At 65.2% G+C, this 21586-nt stretch carries 26 protein-coding genes; 9 read left to right on the top strand and 17 right to left on the bottom strand.

Annotated features, from left to right (window positions below):
• Positions 1-67 precede the first annotated feature (67 nt).
• The 3 genes from icd to hemN form a co-directional block, all read right to left on the bottom strand.
• Complete coding sequence (gene icd, locus AC2EBS_RS16205) at positions 68-1321, bottom strand: NADP-dependent isocitrate dehydrogenase (protein ID WP_484729480.1); 1254 nt, start codon at positions 1319-1321, stop codon at positions 68-70.
• A gap of 110 nt (positions 1322-1431) precedes the next feature.
• Positions 1432-2124 carry a sulfite exporter TauE/SafE family protein gene (locus AC2EBS_RS16200; RefSeq protein ID WP_484729479.1) on the bottom strand — a complete coding sequence of 231 codons (693 nt, stop codon included), beginning with the start codon at positions 2122-2124 and terminating at the stop codon, positions 1432-1434.
• A 2-nt stretch (positions 2125-2126) separates the two neighbouring features.
• Entirely contained in the window at positions 2127-3536 is a 1410-nt protein-coding gene (gene hemN, locus AC2EBS_RS16195) for an oxygen-independent coproporphyrinogen III oxidase (protein WP_484729645.1), read from the bottom strand.
• Between the two features lie 185 nt (positions 3537-3721).
• Here hemN and fnr point away from each other — a divergent pair, with 185 nt between their 5' ends.
• Positions 3722-4462, top strand: coding sequence for a fumarate/nitrate reduction transcriptional regulator Fnr (gene fnr, locus AC2EBS_RS16190; protein WP_484729478.1), 741 nt, complete (start codon positions 3722-3724; stop codon positions 4460-4462).
• Positions 4463-4558: 96 nt separating this feature from the next.
• Here the strand turns inward: fnr and AC2EBS_RS16185 are convergent, their stop codons facing one another.
• The 9 genes from AC2EBS_RS16185 to AC2EBS_RS16145 form a co-directional block, all read right to left on the bottom strand.
• On the bottom strand, positions 4559-4840 hold the full coding sequence (locus tag AC2EBS_RS16185) for a hypothetical protein (RefSeq protein ID WP_484729477.1): 282 nt from the start codon (positions 4838-4840) through the stop codon (positions 4559-4561).
• A gap of 8 nt (positions 4841-4848) precedes the next feature.
• Positions 4849-5091 (bottom strand): hypothetical protein, encoded by a 243-nt coding sequence (locus AC2EBS_RS16180; protein ID WP_484729476.1) that lies wholly within the window; start codon positions 5089-5091, stop codon positions 4849-4851.
• A 42-nt stretch (positions 5092-5133) separates the two neighbouring features.
• Positions 5134-6528: a cytochrome c oxidase accessory protein CcoG gene (gene ccoG / locus AC2EBS_RS16175; protein ID WP_484729644.1), complete on the bottom strand. Its 1395-nt coding sequence runs from the start codon at positions 6526-6528 to the stop codon at positions 5134-5136.
• 75 nt (positions 6529-6603) lie between these two features.
• Complete coding sequence (ccoP, locus tag AC2EBS_RS16170) at positions 6604-7521, bottom strand: cytochrome-c oxidase, cbb3-type subunit III (RefSeq protein WP_484729475.1); 918 nt, start codon at positions 7519-7521, stop codon at positions 6604-6606.
• A complete protein-coding gene (locus tag AC2EBS_RS16165; protein WP_484729474.1) occupies positions 7518-7697 on the bottom strand; it encodes a cbb3-type cytochrome oxidase subunit 3 in 180 nt (59 codons plus the stop codon). Before AC2EBS_RS16165 ends, ccoP begins: the two co-directional genes overlap by 4 nt.
• Before the next feature lie 12 nt (positions 7698-7709).
• Positions 7710-8327, bottom strand: a complete 618-nt coding sequence (ccoO, locus tag AC2EBS_RS16160) for a cytochrome-c oxidase, cbb3-type subunit II (protein WP_484729473.1) — start codon at positions 8325-8327, stop codon at positions 7710-7712.
• A 17-nt stretch (positions 8328-8344) separates the two neighbouring features.
• Positions 8345-9778, bottom strand: coding sequence for a cytochrome-c oxidase, cbb3-type subunit I (gene ccoN, locus AC2EBS_RS16155; RefSeq protein ID WP_484729643.1), 1434 nt, complete (start codon positions 9776-9778; stop codon positions 8345-8347).
• Between the two features lie 61 nt (positions 9779-9839).
• A complete protein-coding gene (gene ccoS, locus AC2EBS_RS16150; protein ID WP_484729472.1) occupies positions 9840-10022 on the bottom strand; it encodes a cbb3-type cytochrome oxidase assembly protein CcoS in 183 nt (60 codons plus the stop codon).
• Between the two features lie 13 nt (positions 10023-10035).
• Positions 10036-12309, bottom strand: a complete 2274-nt coding sequence (locus tag AC2EBS_RS16145) for a heavy metal translocating P-type ATPase (protein WP_484729471.1) — start codon at positions 12307-12309, stop codon at positions 10036-10038.
• 66 nt (positions 12310-12375) lie between these two features.
• Here AC2EBS_RS16145 and AC2EBS_RS16140 point away from each other — a divergent pair, with 66 nt between their 5' ends.
• The gene (locus AC2EBS_RS16140; protein WP_484729470.1) at positions 12376-12846 is read left to right on the top strand and encodes a DUF192 domain-containing protein; all 471 of its coding nucleotides are present in this window, start codon (positions 12376-12378) and stop codon (positions 12844-12846) included.
• 92 nt (positions 12847-12938) lie between these two features.
• On the opposite strand, the gene AC2EBS_RS16135 is transcribed toward AC2EBS_RS16140, so the two are convergent.
• Genes AC2EBS_RS16135 through AC2EBS_RS16125 form a run of 3 tightly spaced genes read right to left on the bottom strand, consistent with a single transcriptional unit; the run spans position 12939 to position 15044 of the window.
• Positions 12939-13520 (bottom strand): superoxide dismutase, encoded by a 582-nt coding sequence (locus tag AC2EBS_RS16135; RefSeq protein ID WP_484729469.1) that lies wholly within the window; start codon positions 13518-13520, stop codon positions 12939-12941.
• 59 nt (positions 13521-13579) lie between these two features.
• Positions 13580-14878, bottom strand: coding sequence for an exodeoxyribonuclease VII large subunit (xseA, locus tag AC2EBS_RS16130; RefSeq protein WP_484729468.1), 1299 nt, complete (start codon positions 14876-14878; stop codon positions 13580-13582).
• Positions 14871-15044, bottom strand: coding sequence for a hypothetical protein (locus AC2EBS_RS16125; protein WP_484729467.1), 174 nt, complete (start codon positions 15042-15044; stop codon positions 14871-14873). The genes xseA and AC2EBS_RS16125 overlap by 8 nt, the downstream gene beginning before the upstream one ends.
• A 200-nt stretch (positions 15045-15244) precedes the next feature.
• Between AC2EBS_RS16125 and AC2EBS_RS16120 the strand changes: the two genes are divergently transcribed.
• The 7 genes from AC2EBS_RS16120 to AC2EBS_RS16090 all read left to right on the top strand — a co-directional run bounded on the left by AC2EBS_RS16120 (position 15245) and on the right by AC2EBS_RS16090 (position 20003).
• Positions 15245-15904: a MotA/TolQ/ExbB proton channel family protein gene (locus tag AC2EBS_RS16120; protein WP_484729466.1), complete on the top strand. Its 660-nt coding sequence runs from the start codon at positions 15245-15247 to the stop codon at positions 15902-15904.
• A gap of 22 nt (positions 15905-15926) precedes the next feature.
• Positions 15927-16346 carry an ExbD/TolR family protein gene (locus AC2EBS_RS16115; protein WP_484729465.1) on the top strand — a complete coding sequence of 140 codons (420 nt, stop codon included), beginning with the start codon at positions 15927-15929 and terminating at the stop codon, positions 16344-16346.
• Position 16347: 1 nt separating this feature from the next.
• Positions 16348-17370, top strand: a complete 1023-nt coding sequence (gene lpxK, locus AC2EBS_RS16110) for a tetraacyldisaccharide 4'-kinase (protein ID WP_484729464.1) — start codon at positions 16348-16350, stop codon at positions 17368-17370.
• A gap of 16 nt (positions 17371-17386) precedes the next feature.
• Entirely contained in the window at positions 17387-17596 is a 210-nt protein-coding gene (locus AC2EBS_RS16105; RefSeq protein ID WP_484729463.1) for a Trm112 family protein, read from the top strand.
• Positions 17593-18354 (top strand): 3-deoxy-manno-octulosonate cytidylyltransferase, encoded by a 762-nt coding sequence (gene kdsB, locus AC2EBS_RS16100; RefSeq protein WP_484729462.1) that lies wholly within the window; start codon positions 17593-17595, stop codon positions 18352-18354. The genes AC2EBS_RS16105 and kdsB overlap by 4 nt, the downstream gene beginning before the upstream one ends.
• Before the next feature lie 142 nt (positions 18355-18496).
• Positions 18497-19150, top strand: coding sequence for an adenylate kinase (gene adk / locus AC2EBS_RS16095; RefSeq protein WP_484729461.1), 654 nt, complete (start codon positions 18497-18499; stop codon positions 19148-19150).
• Positions 19151-19244: 94 nt separating this feature from the next.
• Positions 19245-20003, top strand: coding sequence for a 3-hydroxyacyl-CoA dehydrogenase (locus AC2EBS_RS16090; protein WP_484729460.1), 759 nt, complete (start codon positions 19245-19247; stop codon positions 20001-20003).
• Between the two features lie 86 nt (positions 20004-20089).
• Here AC2EBS_RS16090 and AC2EBS_RS16085 read toward each other — a convergent pair whose 3' ends face one another.
• Positions 20090-21340 (bottom strand): hypothetical protein, encoded by a 1251-nt coding sequence (locus AC2EBS_RS16085; protein WP_484729459.1) that lies wholly within the window; start codon positions 21338-21340, stop codon positions 20090-20092.
• A 67-nt stretch (positions 21341-21407) separates the two neighbouring features.
• A partial coding sequence (locus tag AC2EBS_RS16080; protein ID WP_484729642.1) for an ExbD/TolR family protein occupies positions 21408-21586 on the bottom strand: 179 nt, incomplete at its 5' end.

The raw sequence follows: 21586 nt of genomic DNA, 5'->3' as shown, positions 1-21586 counted from the left end.
CTGGTGCTGGCTGATGCCAACAACGGTCAACAGTGGCGGGCGCCGCATCGCGCCCGCCAGGCAGTGATCACATGTTCTCGATCATCACCTGACCGAAGCCCGAGCAGGACACCTGTGTCGCACCCTCCATCAGGCGAGCGAAGTCATAGGTGACCTTCTTGCTCTGGATGGCCTTCTCCATCGAGGAGATGATCAGGTCAGCAGCATCCTTCCAGCCCATGTGGCGCAGCATCATCTCGGCCGAGAGGATCTCGGAGCCCGGATTGACATAGTCCTTGCCGGCATACTTCGGGGCCGTGCCGTGCGTGGCTTCGAAGCAGGCCACCGAGTCCGACAGGTTGGCGCCCGGAGCGATGCCGATGCCGCCGACCTGAGCCGCCAGCGCGTCGGACACGTAGTCGCCATTCAGGTTGAGCGTGGCGATCACCGAGTACTCGGCCGGGCGCAGCAGGATCTGCTGCAGGAAGGCGTCAGCGATCGAATCCTTGATGACGATTTCCTTGCCGGTCTTCGGATTCTTGAACTTGCACCACGGGCCGCCGTCGATCAGCTCGGCACCGAATTCCTTCTGGGCCAGGGCATAAGCCCAGTCACGGAAGCCACCTTCGGTGAACTTCATGATGTTGCCCTTGTGCACGATGGTCACGCTGGGCTTGTCATTGTCGATGGCGTACTGGATGGCCTTGCGCACCAGACGCTCGGTGCCCTCGCGAGACACAGGCTTGATGCCGATGCCCGAGGTGTTCGGGAAACGGATCTTCTTCACGCCCATCTCATCGATGAGGAACTTGATCAGCTTCTTGGCCTTGTCGCTCTCGGCCTCGTACTCGATGCCAGCGTAGATGTCTTCCGAGTTCTCGCGGAAGATGACCATATTGGTCTTCTCGGGCTCCTTCAGCGGCGAAGGCACGCCCTTGAAGTACTGCACCGGACGCAGACAGACATACAGATCCAGCTCCTGGCGCAGCGCGACGTTCAGCGAACGGATACCGCCACCCACGGGCGTGGTCAGCGGGCCCTTGATCGAGACGACATAGTCCCTGAGCACCTGCAGGGTCTCCTCGGGCAGCCAGACATCGGGCCCGTAGACCTTGGTCGACTTCTCGCCGGCGTAGACCTCCATCCAGTGGATCTTCTTCTTGCCGCCGTAGGCCTTAGCCACCGCCGCATCCACGACCTTGATCATCACCGGCGTGATGTCGAAACCCGTGCCATCACCTTCGATGTAAGGAATGATCGGGTTGTCGGGAACGTTCAGCGAGAAATCCGCATTGACGGTGATCTTCTGACCACCTTCGGGCACCTTGATGTGTTGGTACATGACTTGTCGTCTCCGCTTGTAGCGTGGGGAATTGGCCGGGTTGCTGATTCTATGCCAGCGAGGCTTTCACTTTCCTGATGTGGAAGCGACCTTGCGTGATGTGAAATTGGTCAGGAGCACAGTTCGACCACGCGCTCCCACAGGCCGTGAGACAGCGCCCAGCCGGAAGCGAGCACCAAACCAAGGCCGGCGACGCGAACCGCCCAACGCATGCCGCCCTCTCCGAAGCCGAACAAGCGATTCAACAGCATCGGTCCGAGCAGCAGTCCAAGGCCAGAGGCGGCGGCGAAACAAGCCATCACCAGCGCACCCTGCAGCGGCCCTGATGCGAGCGCGGCCACCATCAATGCCGACTGCAGCAGGCCGCAAGGCCAAGCCAGCCATGCCAATCCAGCAGCGCCAGCCCGGACAGGACGACCCAACGCGACCGCACCACGACCGAGGCCCGTCACCGACACCGTCGCAACGCCTGCGGTCGGGCGGCGACCAATGTTCTCTATCCAGGCGGGCTGGCGACCACGCCAGAGCAGATAGATGCCCAACATCAGCGCTGCCATGTGGACGAGTACCCACAGCGGCCGCAACACGGCAGCGGCCTTGCCAAAGTCGGCAATCAAGCCGACGCTTGCCGCAGCGACAGCACCGCCCACCGCATAGCTGAACAGCCTTCCTAAATGGAGGCTCAGCTGCGCCCGACGTTCGCCATGCGTCAGCCCGGCGCACGCTGGACCGCACATGGCAAGGCAATGAGGCGCCCCAGCCAAACCCATCAGCAGCGCAGAGCCTGCGAGTGCAATATCCATTGTCAAATGATGCGGGAAAACTTCTCCCGCGTGCGATCCGCCTGCAGATAACGGTCAAACACCATGGCCACGGCACGCACGAAGAACCAGCCCTTGGCTGTCACTTCGATCGAGGCGGGCAGCAACTCCACCAAGCCGGCCTCTTCCAACTGGCGCAGTTGCTCCAACTCCTTGTGAAAGTAGTCCCGCACCTTGATCAAGTGCGCCAGTTCGATCGACTCGAACTCGACCCGCCCCTGGCACATCAAGGCCATGATCACCGCGCGACGCAGCAGGTCATCGCGATTGAGCGCCAAGCCGCGTTGAATGGGCAACTGCCCCTGGCGCAGCGCGTCGTAGTACTCGGGCAGGGTCTTGGCATTCTGGCTGTAAGTGGCGCCGACGCGGCCGATGGACGACACCCCCAGCCCGATCAGATCGCAGTCAGGCTGGGTGCTGTAGCCTTGAAAATTCCGATGCAGGCGGCCTTGCCGCTTGGCAACAGCAAGCGGATCGTTGGGCAAGGCAAAGTGATCCATTCCGATGTAGCTGTAGCCATGCCCCAGAAAGCCGCTGATCGCTGCTGAGAGCATGTGTAGCTTGTCAGCGGCCACGGGTAGCTTGCTGGCATCGATGCGCCGTTGCGGCTTGAAGCGTTGCGGCAAATGCGCATACCCATACAGCGCGATCCGATCCGGCCTGAGGCCAGCGACCTGCGCGATCGTGCGCGCGAAGGAGTCCGGCGTCTGCTGCGGCAGACCATAGATGAGGTCGACGTTGGTGGACTCGAAGCCGAGTGCACGCGCCTCCTGCATCAAAGTCGCGACGCTGTCGAAGCTCTGCACCCGGTGGACCGCCTTCTGAACGTCGGCATCGAAGTCCTGCACTCCGAAGCTGAGCCGATTGAAGCCCAGGCTGCGCAAATGTGCCAGTCGAGCATGGCTGACCGTGCGCGGATCGACTTCGATCGAGACCTCGGCTCCTGGTGCCAGCCTGAAGTGACCATGGATCTCGTGCATCAAGCCCGCCAGTTCAGCATCGCTGAGGAAGGTAGGCGACCCCCCCCCCAGATGGAGCTGCGACACCGTTTCCTGCCGGCCCAGGCGCGCTCGGGTGAGCGTCATCTCGGTGCTCAGCGCCTGCAGATACTCGGCAGCACGCTCATGATGCTTGGTGATGACCTTGTTGCACGCGCAGTAGTAGCACACCGATTCGCAGAAAGGGATGTGCACGTACAAAGACAGCGGAGCGCCGCCGCCCACCTGCGAGCCGCCGGCGCGCTGCGACAGCGCCTGCTCGTACTGCTCGACGGTGAAGGCCTCAACGAATCGATCGGCCGTCGGGTAGGAGGTGTAGCGTGGACCAGGGACGTCAAAGCGACGCAACAGCTCCTCATCGATGCCAGCGGGGATCTCTGTAGTACTTGCAGCCATGGCCGAGACTGTGCCAAGCTCGGCCCAGCGCCCGTTGACCTTGGTCAAGCTTGGCCCGCATAGGGACGGCAACAATGCTCTGCGTTTTGAGGAGCATCATGTTCACTAGCCCGACTACAGCTGCAGCCAACGCCGAACCAGAGGTCAACCAGGCGCCTTGTGGAGGCAAGAACATAATGCGCAGCATGACTCAGATTCCACCCATCAAGATCGAGCCTTTCAAGGTGGCCTGCTCGAGCTGCAATCTGCGCGAGCTTTGCCTGCCGGTGGGCATGTCCAAGAGCAACCTGGAGCAACTTGATGCCCTGGTGGCGACACGCCGCAGCGTGGCGCGGGGCGACACGCTGTTCCGCGCCGGCGACTCCTTCCAGTCGCTCTATGCAGTGCGAACCGGCTTCTTCAAGACCTGCGTTTCTTCCGAAGACGGGCGTGATCAGGTCACGGGCTTCCAGATGGCTGGCGAGCTGCTCGGTCTGGATGGCATCAGCAACGACCGACACTCTTGCGATGCCGTCGCGCTGGAGGATTCGCAGGTCTGCGTGATCCCGTTCAGCGAGCTGGAAAACCTGTCGCGTGAGTTCACCGACCTGCAGCATCAGTTCCACAAGATCATGAGCCGCGAGATCGTGCGCGACCATGGCGTGATGCTGCTGCTGGGCAGTATGCGAGCCGAGGAGCGACTCGCCGCCTTCCTGCTCAACCTCACCCAGCGCCTTCAGGCGCGGGGCTTTTCCGCATCCAGCCTGGTGCTGCGCATGACGCGCGAGGAGATCGGCAGCTATCTCGGCCTGAAGTTGGAGACGGTCAGCCGCACCTTTTCGCGCTTCCAGGATGAGGGGCTGCTCGAAGTCAAGCAGCGCCAGATCACCATCGTCGATCAGGCCGGTCTCGAGCGCTTGGTCAACTACAGCGGCAGCGCCTGCTGATTCGACACCGGGCGCTGGGCCCGAGCCCCTGCGCCGCTGCAGCGGGCACAGCTGAGGCGGCGAACTGCCGCCTTTGGAGGCCGTTCGATCGCCCGCTCACTCCCCCGCTTTTTCGTCCGGTGGCGATGTAGCCAGCAAGACCGAGATGCCTGCGCCAAGCGACACGATTGCCCAGAACAGCACAAACGCGACGGTGTAGACCGCCGAGTTGGGCAGCGGCTGCAGTCTGTCCAGGTGCGCGAGCTCGCTGGGATCAACGAGAGCGAAGACCAGCAACTCCAGCACGCCGGCCATCATGAACGACGGCCACAACACCACCATCAGCAACCGCCGGCGAGGACTGGGCGGGGGCTGGACTTCGCTGAGGTCCTCCCGCATGGCGCCACTCACTGGCCACCCGTGGCGGCGTGATTCCTGGCCTTGACGGCCGGTTGCATCGACACCGGTCCGGCCTTTTCCGCCGTGCCCGCCTGGCTCGTGGTGTCGAGCACAGGATCGGGGTAGCGCAGCGCAATGAACAGCGTGACAAAGCCCGCCACCACCACGGTGAGCGGACCGCCGACGACCAGCCACATGGTGCGCTCGTTCCACCAGGGCTTGGGCTGCATGCTCTTCTCTGCCTCACTCATCGCGATCTCCTTGTCGGTCAGCTTGGGGTGCGGGGCGCTCGTTCAGCGCGGCACCACAAAGGTGGACTTCTCTTCAATGCGGTACTCGGGCTCCACACCAGGCCGGTCGCGCCGCTCGATCTGGAAGCGGATCTCATGTGCGCCGCTACCGGCACGCGCAGCACTCTCCGGCGGCAGGCGCAGAGCCACCGACACCCAACGGGCCTCGGCAGGCGCGACATCCAGCTCGATCGGGCGGCTCGTCACCAGCCCAGGCAAGCCACTGGCCGTGATGCGGAAATGATGGCCAGCTTCGGTCGCATTCATCACCTGAAGCCGGTAGACATTCTCGACGTAGCCGTCCTCGACCAGTCGCGCCAATGACGCTCGATCGCGCACCACATCGACCTTGAACGGCGTACGCAGATACAGACTGGTCAGCACGGCCACGCAGATGGCCACCAGTATGGACGTGTAGATCAGAACACGCGGCCGGAACATCCGGCGCAGCACCTGGCTGCGAGTGAGGTGCTGCGACAGCCCGTTCTGGGTGTCGTAGCGCACCAGTCCGCGGGCATAGCCCATCTTGTCCATCACGCTGTCGCATACATCGACGCAGGCGGCACAGCCAATGCACTCGTACTGCAGGCCCTTGCGGATGTCGATGCCGGTCGGACAGACATGCACGCACAAATTACAGTCGATGCAGGAGCCGAGCCCGAGTTCCTTGGGATCGGCTTTCTTGCTACGCGAGCCGCGCGGCTCGCCGCGCTCGGCGTCGTAGCTGATGATCAGTGTGTCCTTGTCGAACATCGCGCTCTGAAAGCGCGCATAGGGACACATGTACTTGCAGACCTGTTCGCGCATATGGCCGGCAAAGCCATAGGTGGCGAAGCCGTAGAACAGGATCCAGAACATCTCCCAGGGCCCGAGTCCAAGGCCGGCCACCTCGACTGCCAGCGTCTTGATTGGCGTGAAGTAGCCAACGAACGTGAAGCCGGTCCACAAGGCGATAGCCACCCAGGCCAGTTGCTTGCCGCCCTTGCGCAGCAGCTTCTCGCCGTTCCACGGCGACGCATCCAGCTTCATTCGTGCGGTGCGATCGCCTTCGAACTTGCGCTCCACCCACATGAAGATCTCGGTGTAGACCGTCTGCGGGCAAGCATAGCCGCACCACAGGCGGCCGGCCACGGCAGTGAAGAGGAACAGCGCGTAGGCCGAAATCAGCAGCAGCGCCGTGAGATAGATGAAGTCCTGCGGATACAGGACCAGACCGAAGATGTAGAAACGGCGCGCTGCCAGATCGAAGAGCACGATCTGACGGCTGCCCCAGTCGAACCAGGGCAGGCAGTAGAACAGCAGCTGCGTGATCCAGACCAGAGCCCAGCGCCAGGTTGCGAACCAGCCAGTGACGGCGCGCGCATAGATCTTCTTCTGTGCCTGGTAAAGGGACACCATCTGCACTGCGGCGTCCTCAGAGGCGGGGGCCGCCGCAGCGGCCCCCTCTTTGCTGCTACTGCTCATTCAGCGAGCTCAGTTGGACGCGAGCGCAGTGCCGCCCTGCGACAAGCTCCACACATAGGCCGCCAGCACGCGGATCTGGTCGGCGCTGAGCCGCTTGTCATGGGCCGGCATCATGTTGTTCTTGCCGGCATTGATGATGCCGACGACGGCCTCCTCGCCCCAGCCGTGCAACCAGATTTTGTCGGTCAGGTTGGGCGCGCCCAGAGCCTGATTGCCCTTGCCATCTGCGCCATGGCAGGCAGCGCAGGCGCCGAACTTGGCCTTACCCAGTTGTGCGGCGATCGAGTTGTGCGGGCTGCCCGACAGGCTCAGCACATAGTTCGCGACATTGCGCACATCCTCGGAACCTCCCAGTGCGGCACCCATCGGCGGCATCACGCCGGTGCGGCCTTTGCTGATCGTTTCAATGATCACCTCATGTGCGCCGCCATACAGCCAGTCGCTGTCGGTCAGGTTCGGGAAACCCTTGGAGCCCTTGGCGTCGGAGCCGTGGCAACCGGCGCAGTTGTTGGCAAACAGCCGCTCGCCGATACCCATGGCCTGCGGGTTCTTGGCCATATCGGCAGCCGACATGGAGGCGAACTTGCCGTAGACCTCGGACAGAGCCGCATTGGCCTTGGCCTGTTCGGCGTTGTACTGGCCGGCGCTGCTCCAGCCCAAGCTGCCCTGACGGCTGCCCAGACCGGGATACATCACCAGATAGATCGCCGAGAACAGCACGGTCAGCACGAACAGGCCCATCCACCAGCGTGGCAGCGGGTTGTTCATCTCCTTCAGGTCCTCGTCCCAGACATGGCCGGTGGTGTTGTCGTCAGCCATCACCTTGCGGCGGCTGGCGATGATCAGCAGCACCAGGCACAGCACCAGACCGATGACCGTGGCAGCGGCCACGAAGACCGACCAGCCATTCGAAATGAAATCACTCATTGCTTGCTCCTCGCAGCCACGGCCTTGCTGGCCGCCGGCTCGTCGTCTTGCAGCGGCAGGGCTGCGCATTCATCAAAGCTTGCCGCGCGCTTCTTGCTGTAGGTCCAGGCCACGATGACCAGGAACATCACCAGCAGGATCACGGTGACGATGGATCTCAGTTCATTGACGTCCATGAGAACTCCTCGTCACTTCACCGCGGTGCCCAGCACTTGCAGATAGGCGATGACGGCGTCCATTTCCGTCTTGCCCTTCACTGCCGCGGCAGCGCCGTCGATTTCCGCATCGCTGTACGGCACGCCGACCTTGCGCAGCGCCTTCATCTTCGGCGCCAACTCGTCGGCATTCAGTGCCGCACCGGCCAGCCAGGGATAGGCAGGCATGTTCGACTCGGGCACCAGATCGCGAGGATTGATCAGGTGGATGCGATGCCATTCATCGCTGTACTTGCCACCGACGCGGTGCAGGTCAGGCCCGGTGCGCTTGGAGCCCCACTGGAACGGGTGGTCGTAGACGAACTCGCCTGCCGTCGAGTAGTGGCCGTAGCGCAGCGTCTCGGCACGGAACGGGCGGATCATCTGCGAATGGCAGTTATAGCAGCCTTCGCGGATGTAGACATCACGACCTGCCAACTCCAGCGGCGTGTAAGGCTTGAGCCCCTCCACCGCCTGAGTGGTCGAGCGCTGGAAGAACAGCGGCACGATCTCGACGATGCCACCGACCGCCACGGTCAGCAGCACCAACACGATCATGAGGAAATTGTTGGTCTCGATCTTCTCGTGACCACCGACTTTTTTGTTAGCCATCGTTGTTCTCCCTCGGTTCAGGCGTGAGCAGGCACGGCAGGAACCGCCACCGGCACGGCCTTGCCGGCTTGCACGGTCTTGATCACGTTCCAGCCCATGATCAGCATGCCGCCCAGATAGAGCAGACCACCGCACAGACGGATCACATAGAAGGGGAAGGTCGCCTTCACGCTCTCCACGAAGGTGTAGACCAGCGTGCCGTCAGGATTGACTGCGCGCCACATCAGACCCTGCATCACACCGGCAATCCACATCGCGGCGATGTAGAGCACGATGCCCAGCGTCGCAATCCAGAAGTGCAACTCGATGGCCCGCTTCGAGTACATCTCGGTGCGGCCGAACATGCGCGGAATCAGGTGATACAGCGCGCCCATCGAGATCAGGCCCACCCAGCCCAGCGCGCCGGAGTGCACGTGGCCGACGGTCCAGTCCGTGTAGTGCGACAGCGCATTCACGGTCTTGATGGACATCATCGGACCTTCGAAGGTCGACATGCCGTAGAAGGACAGCGACACGATCAGGAACTTCAGGATCGGGTCGTCACGCAGCTTGTGCCATGCACCCGAGAGGGTCATGATGCCGTTGATCATGCCGCCCCAGCTCGGCGCCAGCAGGACCAGCGAGAACAGCATGCCCACGCTCTGTGCCCAGTCGGGCAGCGCGGTGTAGTGCAGGTGGTGCGGACCCGCCCACATATAGGTGAAGATCAGCGCCCAGAAGTGCACGATGGACAGGCGATAGCTGTACACCGGACGTCCGGCCTGCTTCGGGATGTAGTAGTACATCATGCCGAGGAAGCCAGCGGTCAGGAAGAAGCCCACCGCGTTATGGCCGTACCACCACTGCACCATCGCGTCCTGCACGCCCGCGTAGGCCGAGTAGCTCTTGGTCAGGCTGACCGGGATGGCGGCGCTGTTGACGATGTGCAGCAGAGCCACGGCGATGATGAAGGCACCGAAGAACCAGTTCGCCACATAGATGTGGCGGATCTTGCGGATGCCCACCGAGCCGAAGAACACCACGGCGAAGGCCACCCACACGACGGCGATCAGGATGTCGATCGGCCACTCGAGCTCGGCGTACTCCTTGCCGCTGGTCAGACCCAGCGGCAGCGTGATGGCCGCGAGCAAGATGACCAGTTGCCAGCCCCAGAAGGTGAACCATGCAAGGCCGGGAGCGAACAGGCGCGTCTGACCCGTGCGCTGCACCACATGGTAGGCCGTCGCGAACAAGGTGCAGCCGCCGAAGGCAAAGATCACTGCGTTGGTGTGCAGCGGTCGCAGCCGGCCGTAGCTCAGCCAAGAAATGCCCAGATTCAACTCGGGCCATGTGAGCTGGGCAGCAATGATCACGCCGACCAGCATGCCCACCACGCCCCATAGGACGGCGGCCAGCGCGAACGCGCGGACTACGCCGTCTTCGTACACGGGCCCCGCCGGCCCGCCTGGCATTGCAACACTAGCCATCGAGATGCTCCTTGCTATTCCGAAATGATTGGCAACGAAAAAATTGTCAGCTTTGCGCCCGTGGATTGACTTGATCGCGGTCAACCCCCTCCCGGTCATCCTCGAAGATGCGTTCGCCTTCACGCTCCAGATCGTCCATCTGGCCGTTGTGGATGGCCCAACCGAAGATGCCGACGATGGCCAGCACCAGGACAACGGACAGAGGGATCAGCAAATACAGAATGTCCATGGAACGGTGCTCTTCAAGCTTGTTGGCGGGGCGGCAGACGAGACAAGCTGACCGCGTTGAGCACCACGAACAGCGAGCTCAGCGCCATGCCGAGCCCAGCCGCCCAAGGCGGCAGCCAACCGGCCAAGGCCAAGGGAATGCAGGCGGCGTTGTACGCAGCCGCCCAGCCCAGGTTCTGCCGGATCACCCGGCGGGTGCGCAGTGCATGCGTGCGCAGCAAGGCGATGTCGCTCAGGCGAGACGACAGCACCACGCCGTCCGCCTGAGCCCGGGCGATCAATGCGCCCTGCCCCATCGCCAGGCTGGCGTCGGCGCGAGCCAGCACCGGCGCATCGTTGATGCCGTCGCCGATCATCAGCACGCAGTGGCCTCTCGCCTGCAGATCGGCCACCACCGCCAGCTTGTCCTCCGGAGAGGCGCCGCCGCGAGACGCGTCGATGCCCGCCGCAGACGCCATCGCAGCGGCACGGGCGGGCGAATCGCCAGACAGCAGCAGCACCTTGAGACCCTGAGCCTTCAGATCCTCGACCGCCTCGCGAGCATCGGCGCGCAGCGCCTCACCGAACTGCAGCGCAAGCAGCGGCTCGCCCGGACGCCCGAACACCAGCTGCGCCTGCGGATGGCCAACGGCGCCGCCCTCCCCGGCAAGCCACGACGCCGAGCCGAGACGCCAGGTCGTGCCGTCAGCATCCTGCGCCTCGAGGCCCTTGCCCGGCAGCTCACGCACAGCGCGCCAGGCCTGCACCTCCACCTCGTCCACCGGGCAGTGTTCGACCAAGGCGCGCGCGAAGACATGGCGGCTATGCGCCGCAAGCGCAGCCGCGCGGCGCAACAGCGCGTCCTGCGCATCCACGGCCGGCCAGCTCTGCTGCAAGCGCATGCGCTCCTCGGTCAGCGTGCCAGTCTTGTCCAGCACCACGGTGTCGACGCGAGCCAGCGTCTCGAGCAGATCCAGCCGCGCCAGCAGCAGGCCGCGCCGCGCCAGCCCACCCGCAGCGCTGAGCCAGGCCGAAGGCGCGGCAAGCGACAGCGCACAAGGACAGGTGACGATAAGCACCGACACCGCCACCCAGACCGCACGATCGGGGTCGATATGGCTCCACACCAGCGCCGCGCCTGCTGCGAGGATCAGCACGACCCACAGGAAGGGGCCCGCCACCCGATCGGCCATGCGCAGGCTGAGCGGTCGCTCCGTCAGTGCGCCGCGCATCAGGCGCACGATGGCCTCGAAACGGGTATCCGCGCCCAGGCGCTGCACCCGCAGCAGCACCGGCGCAGCCAGATTGATGCTGCCGGCCACGGCCTCGTCGCCAGCAGACTTCAGCACCGGTTCGGACTCGCCAGTGAGCAGTGCCTCGTCGGCCGAGGTCTCGCCCTGCTCGATGCGGCCGTCGGCAGGAAAGGCCTGTCCCGCGGCCACACGCAGCAGATCGCCGACACGCAACTGCGTCGGGCTCAGCCGCGACACACGGCCATCGGGCTCGATGCGCTCCACCGATTCGGGTAGGCCTGCAGTGGCCTGCTCCAGTTCGCGCGCCACGCGGTGCCGGGCACGCAGCTCCATATAGCGCCCCGCCAGCAGGAAGGCGACGAACATGGTCAAGGAGTCGAAATAGACCTCGTGGCCGAACACACCCTCGGGGTCGAAGGTGGCACCACTGCTGGCGACGAAAGTCACCAGCATGCCCAGGCTCACCGGCACGTCCATGCCGAGCCGACGCTGGCGCAGCTGCGACCAGGCCGCAGTGAAGAAAGGACCGGCAGCAAACAGCATCACCGGCAGGCTGAGCACCCAGGAACCCCAGTTCAGCAAGGCGCGCAGGTCATTGCTCATCTCGCCGGGTTCGGCCACATAGATCGGCCAGGCGAGCATCATCACCTGCATCATCAGGAAGCTGGCGACGAAGAGCCTCCACAGGGCGCGGCGATGCTCGCGCTCGCGAAGCTCGCGTGCCGGCGCCGCCAAATCCGGCACCGCACCGTAGCCCGCGCGCTCGATCGCACCGACCAGCTCACTCAACCTAGTCGCAGCCGGATTCCAGCGAAGCTGCAGCCGCTCCGCCGCGGAGTTGACCTGGGCAGCGAGCACACCGGGCTGCGACTGCAAGGCCTGCTCGATGATCCCGGCGCAGGCGGCACAGTGCATTCCCGAGATGCGCAACTGCGACACCACCTCGGCGTCACTGACGCGGGTGCTGAAGCCCGCCTGCGCCTGTGCGTCATCGATCACCTCCGCGCCACCTGCCTGCAGGGGCGCCGATGCGGCAGCGAGTAGAGGAACGGTCATGGGCGAGTCAAGCACAGCAGGCGCGGGGCAACAGCCCATAATCTAGGCACTTTCGCCCGAGCAGACATGATCCATATCAAGACCATCGCCCTTTGCCTGAGCCTCGTCGCCCTCCTGCTGCCCAGCTTGCCGCTAGGCGCACAGCCCGCCCCGGCCGGTGAGCCGCAGCGTCTGCCGGCGGTGCAGCTTCGCGCCGGCATGCACCTGATCCAGGCCGAAGTCGCTCAGACCGACGAGCAGCGCGCCATCGGTCTGATGCATCGCCGGAGCATGCCAGTCAACGCGGGCATGCTCTTCGTCTTCGATGTGCCGGCAAAGCAATGCTTCTGGATGCGCAACACATTGCTACCGCTGTCCATCGCCTTCGTCACCGACGATGGCAGCATCGTCAACATTGCCGACATGCAGCCGATGACGGAGACCTCGCACTGCTCGGCCAAACCGGTGCGCTTCGCGCTGGAGATGAACCAAGGCTGGTTCGCCAAGCGCGGCATCAAGCCGGGCGCACGGCTCAGCGGCGGCCCCTGGCCACAGTGAGCGCCGCATCGGCGCAGCGCTCCGCGCCATGACAAAAACAAAAGGCCGGCAGATGCCGGCCTTGCGCTTCAGCGCTGCAACGCGCCAGGGGTTCAGGCGTAGTTAGCCTGAGCGAATTCCCAGTTGACCAGCTTGTCGAGGAAAGTCTCGACGAACTTCTGGCGCAGGTTGCGGTAGTCGATGTAGTAGGCGTGTTCCCACACGTCCACGGTCAGCAGCGCCTTGTCGGCGGTGGTCAGCGGCGTGCCGGCAGCGCCGGTGTTGACGATGTCGACCGAACCATCCGCCTTCTTGACCAGCCAGGTCCAGCCAGAACCGAAATTGCCCACCGCGCTCTTCACGAAGGCTTCCTTGAAAGCCGCGTAGCTGCCCCACTTGGCATTAATCGCTGCAGCCAGCGCGCCGCTGGGCTCACCGCCGCCATTGGGCTTCATGCAGTTCCAGAAGAAGGTGTGGTTCCAGATCTGCGCTGCGTTGTTGTAGATGCCGCCACTGCTCTTCTTGACGATGTCTTCCAGCGACATGGTCTCGAACTCGGTGCCCTTCTGCAGATTGTTCAGGTTCACCACATAGGCGTTGTGATGCTTGCCGTGGTGGAACTCCAGCGTCTCGGCGCTGTAGTGCGGAGCCAGTGCATCCTTCGCATAGGGCAGCGGGGGCAAGGTGTGTTCCATGTCAACTCCTGTTCGACGGGTTTGAGTGAGTGCGTTAACGGCCGCGATTGTAGGTAGGTTCAGCAAGTCCCTGGCTTCGTCGCGAGTACCTGCAGCCTGGCCTCGCCATCGGCGAGCACGGCACGCACCTGCTCTCCGGCGGCAAGCTGAGTGACCGAACTCAGCGCGCGACCCTGGCCATCGTCCAGCCAGGCGTAGCCGCGCGCGAGCACGCGGAGAGGGTCGAGCGCCTGCAAGCGTGCCTGCAGGGCTTCGAGGCGCAGCGCCTGACGCTGCAACGTGTTCGCAACGGCTCGCTGCCGGCGCTGCCCCAGCTGGTCGAGACGGGACTGCTGGCGCTCCAGCACGCGCGGCAGCGCCTGGCCCCGACGCTGCGCCAGCAGATCGAGCAGGCGGCGCTGGCGCGCCAGCGCGTCGCTGGGCCGCGCCAGCCGCAGCGCAGCCCGGTCCAGTCGCTGCGCCAGGCTGTCCAGCCGCTGCTCGAGCCGTCGCTGCAGCGCGCGTGCGAGCATCTGCAACCGCTCCAGTTCCACGGTCCGTGCAGGCGCCGCCAGCTCCGCCGCGGCGGTGGGCGTGGGCGCGCGCAGGTCCGCGGCCAGATCGCACAGCGTGATGTCCGTCTCGTGGCCGACGCCGCAGATCACCGGCAGTGTCGAAGCCGCGACAGCACGCACCACACGCTCATCGTTGAAGGCCCAGAGATCCTCGAGCGAGCCGCCACCCCGGACGAGCAACAGCGCATCGACCTCGGCGCGCTGATTGGCCAGGCTCAGCGCCTGCGCCAGCGCCGGTGGGGCCTGCTCTCCCTGGACCAGGCTGGGATACACGATCACTTCAACCTGCGGCGCGCGGCGCGCCAACGCGGTGAGCACATCATGCAGGGCCGCGCCAGCGGTGGAGGTGATCACGCCCAGCCGGCGAGGAAAGACGGGCAGCGCGCGCTTGCGCGCGGCGCCGAACAGCCCCTCGGCCTCCAGCCTGGCCTTCAGCCTGAGGAACTGCTCATAGAGCGCGCCTGCACCTGCACGCCGCATGGCCTCGACGACGAACTGCAGTTCGCCGCGCGGCTCGTACAGCGCCAGGCGGCCGCGCAACTCCACCAACTGCCCCTCCCCCGGACTGAAATCCAGCATGCCCGCGGCACGCCGGAACATCGCGCAGCGCAGGCTTGCCGCCTCGCCCTCGGCGTCCTTCAGGTTGAAATAGCAGTGGCCGCTCGCGGCCCGAGTGAACCCGGCCAGCTCACCCTGGACCGTGCAGCTGGCGAAGCGCGACTGCAAGACATCGGAGATCGCCGTCAGCAGCCCGGCGACGCTCCACACCACACGATTTGGCGCGGGCTTGAAGCCATCAATCATGCGCAAACCCAGCTGTGGCGCGGGTGCAGAACTCCACAGCCCGATGGTGACGAGCCAAACGGCCGATATCGGCTGTCACCGCACCGTCACAGAGCGGCAAGCCCTTGTTTTTCAACTCGATTCTCATGCTCAAAAATGCGGCAATCTGTTCAAACGCTTGATTCATCGGACCTTGCGGCGCGCCGCAGTGGGCTTGCCCACAAAGATATCCACAGCCGCGGTGGATGAAAGGCAAACGCTGGGAATACCGGCAAGCGCGCCAGCGTCGACTCGTCTTGTGGGCCCGTCCGTTCAAGCCATAATCGCGCCCAGCCTGCGCCCCCGGCGCGCCACCACAGCAGCTGCAGCAGCGATTGGAGGAAGCTCTTGTTTTCGATCATACAAGCCGCCGGATGGCCCATCTGGCCACTGCTGATCTGTTCGGTGCTTGCCCTGGCCCTGATCATTGAACGCTTCGCCAGTCTGCGCGCGGCGAAGATCGCACCGCCGACTTTGCTGGATGAGGTCCTGGGCGTCACTGCCACCAGCCTGCCCAACGCCGACGTGGTCAACAAGCTGGCCGAAAACTCGCTGCTCGGCAAGCTGCTCGCCAGCGGCCTGCGCGCCGTGATTGCCGAGCCGCGCATTCCCGAGGCGCGGCTGCGCCAACAGTTCGAGCTCGCCGGTCGCGCTGCGATTCACGAGCTGGAACGCTACCTCAACACGCTGGGGACCATCGCCACCGCAGCGCCGCTGCTCGGCCTTCTGGGCACCGTGGTCGGCATGATCGAGATCTTCGGCAGCCAGAGCCCCACGGGCAACAACCCGGCGCAGCTGGCCCACGGCATCTCGATCGCCCTGTACAACACGGCGTTCGGCCTGATCGTCGCGATTCCGGCCCTGATGTGCTATCGCCACTTCCGCGGCCGCGTCGAGGCCTACGTGCTGGAGCTCGAGCAGGCCAGCGAGCGATTCATGAGCCACCTGACCCGCTTCACCGCCGCCGCCCAGGCCGCGGCGCTGGCACAGAACTCGCGGCGCGGCTGAGCCGCCGGGGAAGGACGAAGCGATGAAGTTCCGGCAGCGCAAGGTCGATGAGCCCGAGATCAATCTGATCCCCTTCATCGACGTCCTGCTGGTCGTGCTGATCTTCCTGATGCTCAGCACCACCTATTCGAAGTTCACCGAGTTGCAGGTCACGCTGCCCACTGCCGAAGCCGAGCAACTCAAGGAGCGCCCGCGCGAGATCATCGTCGCGGTGTCGGCCGATGGGCGCTATGCGATCAACCGTCAGCCGGTGGACGGCCGCGCGCCCGAGCTGCTGGCTGCGGCGCTGCGCAGCGCCTCCAACGGCCAGCCGGACGTGGTGGTGATCGTTTCTGCCGACGCAGGCGCGGCGCACCAGTCCGTGATCAACGTGATGGACGCGGCGCGGCGTGCCGGCTTGGCGCGCTTGACCTTCGCGGCGCAGAACAAGTCCGCCCCCTGAAATGAACGGCTCGGGCGCGGCCGCTGCGCTGCAACGGGCTTGGCGCGACGGCGGTTGGCTCGCCCAGCTGATGCGCCCGCTGGGCGCGCTGTTCGGTGTTGTGAGCGAGCTGCGTGCGCTGCTCTACCGGCGCGGCTGGCTACAGGTCGAGTCGCTGCCGGTGCCAGTGCTGGTGGTTGGCAACTGGATCGTCGGCGGAGCCGGCAAGACGCCGACCACACTGGCGCTGATCAGCACGTTGAAGTCCCAGGGCATCAAGGCAGGCGTGATCTCGCGCGGCTACGGCGCACAGTTCGACGGCACGCGACTGGTCAGCCGCGACAGCAAGGCAGGCGATGTCGGCGACGAGCCGCTGCTGATCCATCTGCGCAGCGGCGCGCCGGTGGCTGTCGGGCGCGACCGGGTGGCGGCGGCGCGCGCCCTGCTGGCGGCGCACCCCGACCTTGTGCTGATCATCAGCGACGATGGTCTGCAGCACTGGCGCCTGCCGCGACAGCTGAGCGTCCTGGTCTTCGACGAACGCGGCCTGGGCAATGGTCGGCTGCTGCCTGCCGGGCCGCTGCGTCAGCGGCGCCGGCTCAGCGACGAGCCCCAGCTGGTGCTCTACAACGCCGCGCGCGCCAGCACACCGCTGCCTGGGTACGGCAGCCGGCGCCAGCTGGCCGGCGCGGTCGCGCTGCAGCAGTGGTGGGCCGGCAGGCCGGCGGACCCGCAAGCGCTGCAGCGCCTGCGCGGCCGCCCAATCGCGGCCGCCGCCGGCATGGCGCAGCCCGAACGCTTCTTCGCCATGTTGCGCGATCAGGGTCTGGAGATCGTGCCCATCCCGCTGCCCGATCACCATGACTACGCCAGCCTGCCTTGGCCGCCTGACACCACCGACGTCCTGATCACCGAGAAGGACGCCGTCAAGCTGCGCCCCGAGCGACTCGGCACGACGCGCGCCTGGGTGGTGACGCTAGACTTCAGTCCCGATGAATCTTTCGAGCGCGCGTTGCTGCAGGAGCTGGCGGCGCTGCGCCACTGAACCCGCCAAGACAATCATGGACAACCGACTGCTGGAAATGCTGGTCTGCCCTTTGTGCAAGGGGCCCCTCGAACTGCAGCGCAGCGAGGAGCATGGCCGCGAGCTGGTCTGCCATGCGGACCGTCTGGCCTTCCCGGTGCGCGATGACATCCCGGTTATGCTCGAGAGCGAAGCCCGCCCGCTGGATGCGCCGTCCACCGTCACGCCGCAGGACCTTGCCGGATGAGCTTCACCGTACTGATCCCGGCGCGTCTGGCCTCGACCCGTCTGCCCAACAAGCCGCTGGCCGATATCGAAGGTCTGCCGATGATCGTGCGCGTGGCGCGCCGCGCCGCGCTGTCCGGCGCCAGTCGTGTGGTGGTGGCCAGCGATTCGCCCGAAGTGCTGGCGGCCTGCGAGGCTCATCAGGTGGCCGGCGTGCTCACCCGTGCCGAGCATGCCTCGGGCAGCGACCGCCTCGCCGAGGCCTGCGTCAAGCTGGGGCTGGACGGCCGCGACATGGTCGTCAATGTGCAGGGTGACGAGCCGCTGATCGCCCCGGCAATGATCGACGCCTGCGCCGCAACGCTGGCCGCGCGGCACGACTGCGTGATGGCCACGGTCGCCCATGCGCTGGAAGACGCCGCCGAGTTCGCCAATCCGAATGTGGTGAAGCTGGTCGCCGATGCGCGCGGCACCGCGCTGTACTTCTCGCGTGCGCCGATTCCCTGGTGGCGCGATGGTGCGGCTGGCGCGCCGCGGCCCGGCAGCGCGCTGCGGCATGTCGGCCTGTATGCCTATCACGCGGGCTTCCTGCGACGTTTCCCCACGCTGGATGCCAGCCCGCTGGAGCAGATCGAATCGCTCGAACAACTGCGCGTGCTCTGGCATGGCGAGCGGATCGCCGTGCATGTCAGCGCCGAGCGCCCTGGGCCTGGCGTGGACACGCCGGAGGATCTGGAGCGCGTGCGTGGGCTGGTGCGCGCACAGCGCACACAAGACTGATCTGCAGGCAAATCTGCTTTGCTCCAGACGGGGTTTGCCGTCAGGGGCATGCCAGCCTCCCCATGCTATCCTCGCCCGCAGTTTTGCCCGGCCGTCTCCCATGGCGGACGGGCGCAGTTTCTTAGATATCCGAGGAGACCTCGTGCGACTGATTCTTCTTGGCGCCCCCGGCGCCGGCAAAGGCACCCAGGCGGCCTACATCTGCCAGAAATTCGGCATCCCGCAGATCTCGACCGGCGACATGCTGCGCGCCGCCGTCAAGGCCGGCACCGAGATGGGTCTCGCGGCCAAGAAGGTGATGGACGCTGGCGGCCTGGTCAGCGACGACATCATCATCGGCCTGGTCAAGGAGCGTATCGCTCAAGCAGACTGCGCCAAGGGCTTCCTCTTCGACGGCTTCCCGCGCACCATCCCCCAAGCCGATGCGATGAAGGCCGCCGGCGTCAAGCTGGACTATGTGCTGGAGATCGACGTGCCCGACAGCGCCATCATCGAGCGCATGAGCGGCCGCCGCGTCCATGTGGCCTCGGGTCGCACCTACCACGTCAAGTTCAACCCGCCCAAAGTCGAAGGCAAGGACGACCAGACCGGCGAGGACCTGATCCAGCGCGACGACGACAAGGAAGACACCGTCAAGAAGCGCCTCGAGGTCTATCAGTCGCAGACCCGCCCGCTGGTCGACTACTACTCGAAGTGGGCCGCCAGCGGCGACACCCAGGCGCCCCAGTACCGCCGTATCGAAGGCATCGGCAGCGTCGATGAGATCACCGCGCGTGCGCTGGCCGCGCTGAGCTGAGCGCGTCGCGCTCAGGCACCAGGCCGCGTTCGCGCGGCCTTTGTTTTGGCCGAGAATTGACGTTTACGTCAACGTCACCCAACAAGGAGACTTCATGGACATCGCAGGCAAGGTTTTCATCGTCACCGGCGGCGCATCGGGCCTGGGCGAGGGCACGGCGCGCATGCTCGCGCGCGAAGGTGCCAAGGTCGTCATCGCCGACCTGCAGGTTGAGCGCGGCGAAGACCTGGCCAAGGAACTCGGCGGCGCCTTCGTCAAGGCCGACGTCAGCCAGGAGGCCGATGGCCAGGCCGTCATCGCCAAGGCGGTCGCGCTGGGCAAGCTGATGGGCCTGGTCAACTGCGCTGGCATCGCGCCCGCGGTGAAGACCGTGGGCAAGGATGGCGCGCATCCGCTGGCCACCTTTGCCGAGGTCATCAACGTCAACCTGATCGGCACCTTCAACATGATCCGCCTCGCCGCCGAGGCGATGTGCAAGAACGAGCCCGAAGCGACCGGCGAGCGCGGCGTGCTGATCTCGACCGCCTCGGTGGCGGCCTATGACGGCCAGATCGGCCAGGCCGCCTACTCGGCGTCCAAGGGCGGCGTCGTCGGCATGACGCTGCCGATCGCGCGTGACCTGGCGCGCAACGGCATCCGCAACATGACCATCGCGCCGGGCATCTTCGGCACGCCCATGCTGTTCGGCATGCCGCAGGAAGTGCAGGACGCGCTGGCCGCCAGCGTGCCCTTCCCGTCGCGCCTGGGCCGTCCCGAGGACTACGCCAAGCTGGTCCACCAGATCATCACCAACGACATGCTCAACGGCGAAGTGATCCGCCTGGACGGTGCGATCCGTCTGGCACCGAAGTAATCCCGTCGTAATCCAATGGAAACGGCCTCCCTCGGGAGGCCGTTTCGTTTTGGCACAAGCAGCGAGGCGTGACACCTCGCCCTCGATTACTTCTTGCCGTTGCTGCGCGAGTGAATGGTCCACAGCCGGGCCAGTTCGCCCGAGCCGTCACTGCCCTTGGCATGACGCCACGCCGCCTGGGCCTTGGCCGTATCGCCGAGCGTGTAGTGCGCCAGACCCAGGTAGAGCTGCGCGTCGTCGGCACGCTTGAGATTGCCCTTGGCGATGCCTTGCTCGATCAGCTTGACACCGGCGGGCCCCTCGCCGCGGAACACCTTGGCCAGACCCAGCTTGACCAGATCGTCACCGGCCTTGGAGTCGTTGGCCGCCTTCAATGCCTCTACTTCGCCTGCCTTGGCCTCGCCAATCTTCCTGACCATCAGATCCAGCAGGCGCTTGTGGCGTGCACCCTCGGCACCTTGGCCCAGGATGTTGGCCGCCAGGCCCTTTTCGACGATCTGCTTGCCCTCCTCAGGGAAGCCGGCTTGGGCTGCGAGCTGGGCCATCTCCATGTAGTCGTCGGCACCACGCATATTGCCGGTGACCATCTTGAGGCGATAGACGTCGAGACCGAAGCGGGGCGAGAAGCCCTTGCGGGTGGGCAGGCCGCCGAGGATCTGCGACCACAGCTCCTTGCGCGGGTAGTAGGCCAGCAACTTTTCGGTCGCCAGCGACTCCGCTGCGGCGTCACCCTTCTTGTTGGCTGCGTAGAGCAGCAGATTCAGCTTGTCCTGGCTGGGCGTCTTCCCGGCCTTTTCGTCGGCCTGCACTTCAGCCAGCGTGTCCTTCAGCACCGCCCCCATATCGCCCGAACGCAGCTGGGCCTGGGTCTGCACGGTCTTCATCGTCGGGCTGTTGCCGCCGGCGGCAAAGTAGCGGTTGGACCACTCAAGGGCCTGGGCGCCATTGTTCGCACGCAGATAGGTGCCGGCAATCGCCTCCATGTATTGCAGCTGCTGCGCCGGGGCCAGGCGGGGCTTGAGCACCTCGTAGGCCTTGGCCATCGAGTCTGCATCGCCCACGCCCATCGCTGCCGAAAAGCGTGTGCCTTCGATGGCATTGTTCTCGGCCGGCGTGCGGCCCGCCACGGCCTCGGCTTCGCGGACTTTGGCCAGGGCTTCCCGGTGCTTGCCGCTCTTGATCAGCGCCGCGGCATCCTTGAGATGCTTGCCCACCTCTGGGCGCACCGCGTCGGCCTGCGCCACGGCGCTCGCCAGTCCCAGGCTACCGTCAGGCAGCGTACCCATCAGAAGCGCGGCAGCACCGAGGGTGGCCGACGCGAGGATCTTCGCTTTCATGCGTGCTCTCTCCTATGAAAAAACGCGCTGCCCTCGCGGGTAGCGCGTTCGTGCAATCCGTTGACCGTCAGTTGATGAACTGCTCGTTGCCGATCATGCCCATCTTCTTGACGCCCAGGCGCTGGGCCGCGGCCATCACCGCGGCGACGTTGCCGTACTCGACCAGCTTGTTGGGCTTGATGTGCACCTCGCTCTGATCGGGCTCGGCTGCCACCTCGGCCAGCTTGGCCTCCACCGCCTGGTGGT

This window comes from Roseateles sp. T103 (assembly GCF_057219915.1).
The sequence above is the reverse complement of the archived record's forward strand: the minus strand, read 5'-3'. Positions and strand labels throughout refer to the sequence as shown.

What these genes read in the sequence shown, in the direction of transcription:
- icd (WP_484729480.1), bottom strand. Translation starts at nt 1,321, where the DNA reads ATGTACCAACACATCAAGGTGCCCGAAGGTGGTCAGAAGATCACCGTC.
- AC2EBS_RS16200 (WP_484729479.1), bottom strand. Translation starts at nt 2,124, where the DNA reads ATGGATATTGCACTCGCAGGCTCTGCGCTGCTGATGGGTTTGGCTGGG.
- hemN (WP_484729645.1), bottom strand. Translation starts at nt 3,536, where the DNA reads ATGGCTGCAAGTACTACAGAGATCCCCGCTGGCATCGATGAGGAGCTG.
- fnr (WP_484729478.1), top strand. Translation starts at nt 3,722, where the DNA reads ATGACTCAGATTCCACCCATCAAGATCGAGCCTTTCAAGGTGGCCTGC.
- AC2EBS_RS16185 (WP_484729477.1), bottom strand. Translation starts at nt 4,840, where the DNA reads ATGCGGGAGGACCTCAGCGAAGTCCAGCCCCCGCCCAGTCCTCGCCGG.
- AC2EBS_RS16180 (WP_484729476.1), bottom strand. Translation starts at nt 5,091, where the DNA reads ATGAGTGAGGCAGAGAAGAGCATGCAGCCCAAGCCCTGGTGGAACGAG.
- ccoG (WP_484729644.1), bottom strand. Translation starts at nt 6,528, where the DNA reads ATGGTGTCCCTTTACCAGGCACAGAAGAAGATCTATGCGCGCGCCGTC.
- ccoP (WP_484729475.1), bottom strand. Translation starts at nt 7,521, where the DNA reads ATGAGTGATTTCATTTCGAATGGCTGGTCGGTCTTCGTGGCCGCTGCC.
- AC2EBS_RS16165 (WP_484729474.1), bottom strand. Translation starts at nt 7,697, where the DNA reads ATGGACGTCAATGAACTGAGATCCATCGTCACCGTGATCCTGCTGGTG.
- ccoO (WP_484729473.1), bottom strand. Translation starts at nt 8,327, where the DNA reads ATGGCTAACAAAAAAGTCGGTGGTCACGAGAAGATCGAGACCAACAAT.
- ccoN (WP_484729643.1), bottom strand. Translation starts at nt 9,778, where the DNA reads ATGCCAGGCGGGCCGGCGGGGCCCGTGTACGAAGACGGCGTAGTCCGC.
- ccoS (WP_484729472.1), bottom strand. Translation starts at nt 10,022, where the DNA reads ATGGACATTCTGTATTTGCTGATCCCTCTGTCCGTTGTCCTGGTGCTG.
- AC2EBS_RS16145 (WP_484729471.1), bottom strand. Translation starts at nt 12,309, where the DNA reads ATGACCGTTCCTCTACTCGCTGCCGCATCGGCGCCCCTGCAGGCAGGT.
- AC2EBS_RS16140 (WP_484729470.1), top strand. Translation starts at nt 12,376, where the DNA reads ATGATCCATATCAAGACCATCGCCCTTTGCCTGAGCCTCGTCGCCCTC.
- AC2EBS_RS16135 (WP_484729469.1), bottom strand. Translation starts at nt 13,520, where the DNA reads ATGGAACACACCTTGCCCCCGCTGCCCTATGCGAAGGATGCACTGGCT.
- xseA (WP_484729468.1), bottom strand. Translation starts at nt 14,878, where the DNA reads ATGATTGATGGCTTCAAGCCCGCGCCAAATCGTGTGGTGTGGAGCGTC.
- AC2EBS_RS16125 (WP_484729467.1), bottom strand. Translation starts at nt 15,044, where the DNA reads ATGAATCAAGCGTTTGAACAGATTGCCGCATTTTTGAGCATGAGAATC.
- AC2EBS_RS16115 (WP_484729465.1), top strand. Translation starts at nt 15,927, where the DNA reads ATGAAGTTCCGGCAGCGCAAGGTCGATGAGCCCGAGATCAATCTGATC.
- lpxK (WP_484729464.1), top strand. Translation starts at nt 16,348, where the DNA reads ATGAACGGCTCGGGCGCGGCCGCTGCGCTGCAACGGGCTTGGCGCGAC.
- AC2EBS_RS16105 (WP_484729463.1), top strand. Translation starts at nt 17,387, where the DNA reads ATGGACAACCGACTGCTGGAAATGCTGGTCTGCCCTTTGTGCAAGGGG.
- kdsB (WP_484729462.1), top strand. Translation starts at nt 17,593, where the DNA reads ATGAGCTTCACCGTACTGATCCCGGCGCGTCTGGCCTCGACCCGTCTG.
- AC2EBS_RS16090 (WP_484729460.1), top strand. Translation starts at nt 19,245, where the DNA reads ATGGACATCGCAGGCAAGGTTTTCATCGTCACCGGCGGCGCATCGGGC.
- AC2EBS_RS16085 (WP_484729459.1), bottom strand. Translation starts at nt 21,340, where the DNA reads ATGAAAGCGAAGATCCTCGCGTCGGCCACCCTCGGTGCTGCCGCGCTT.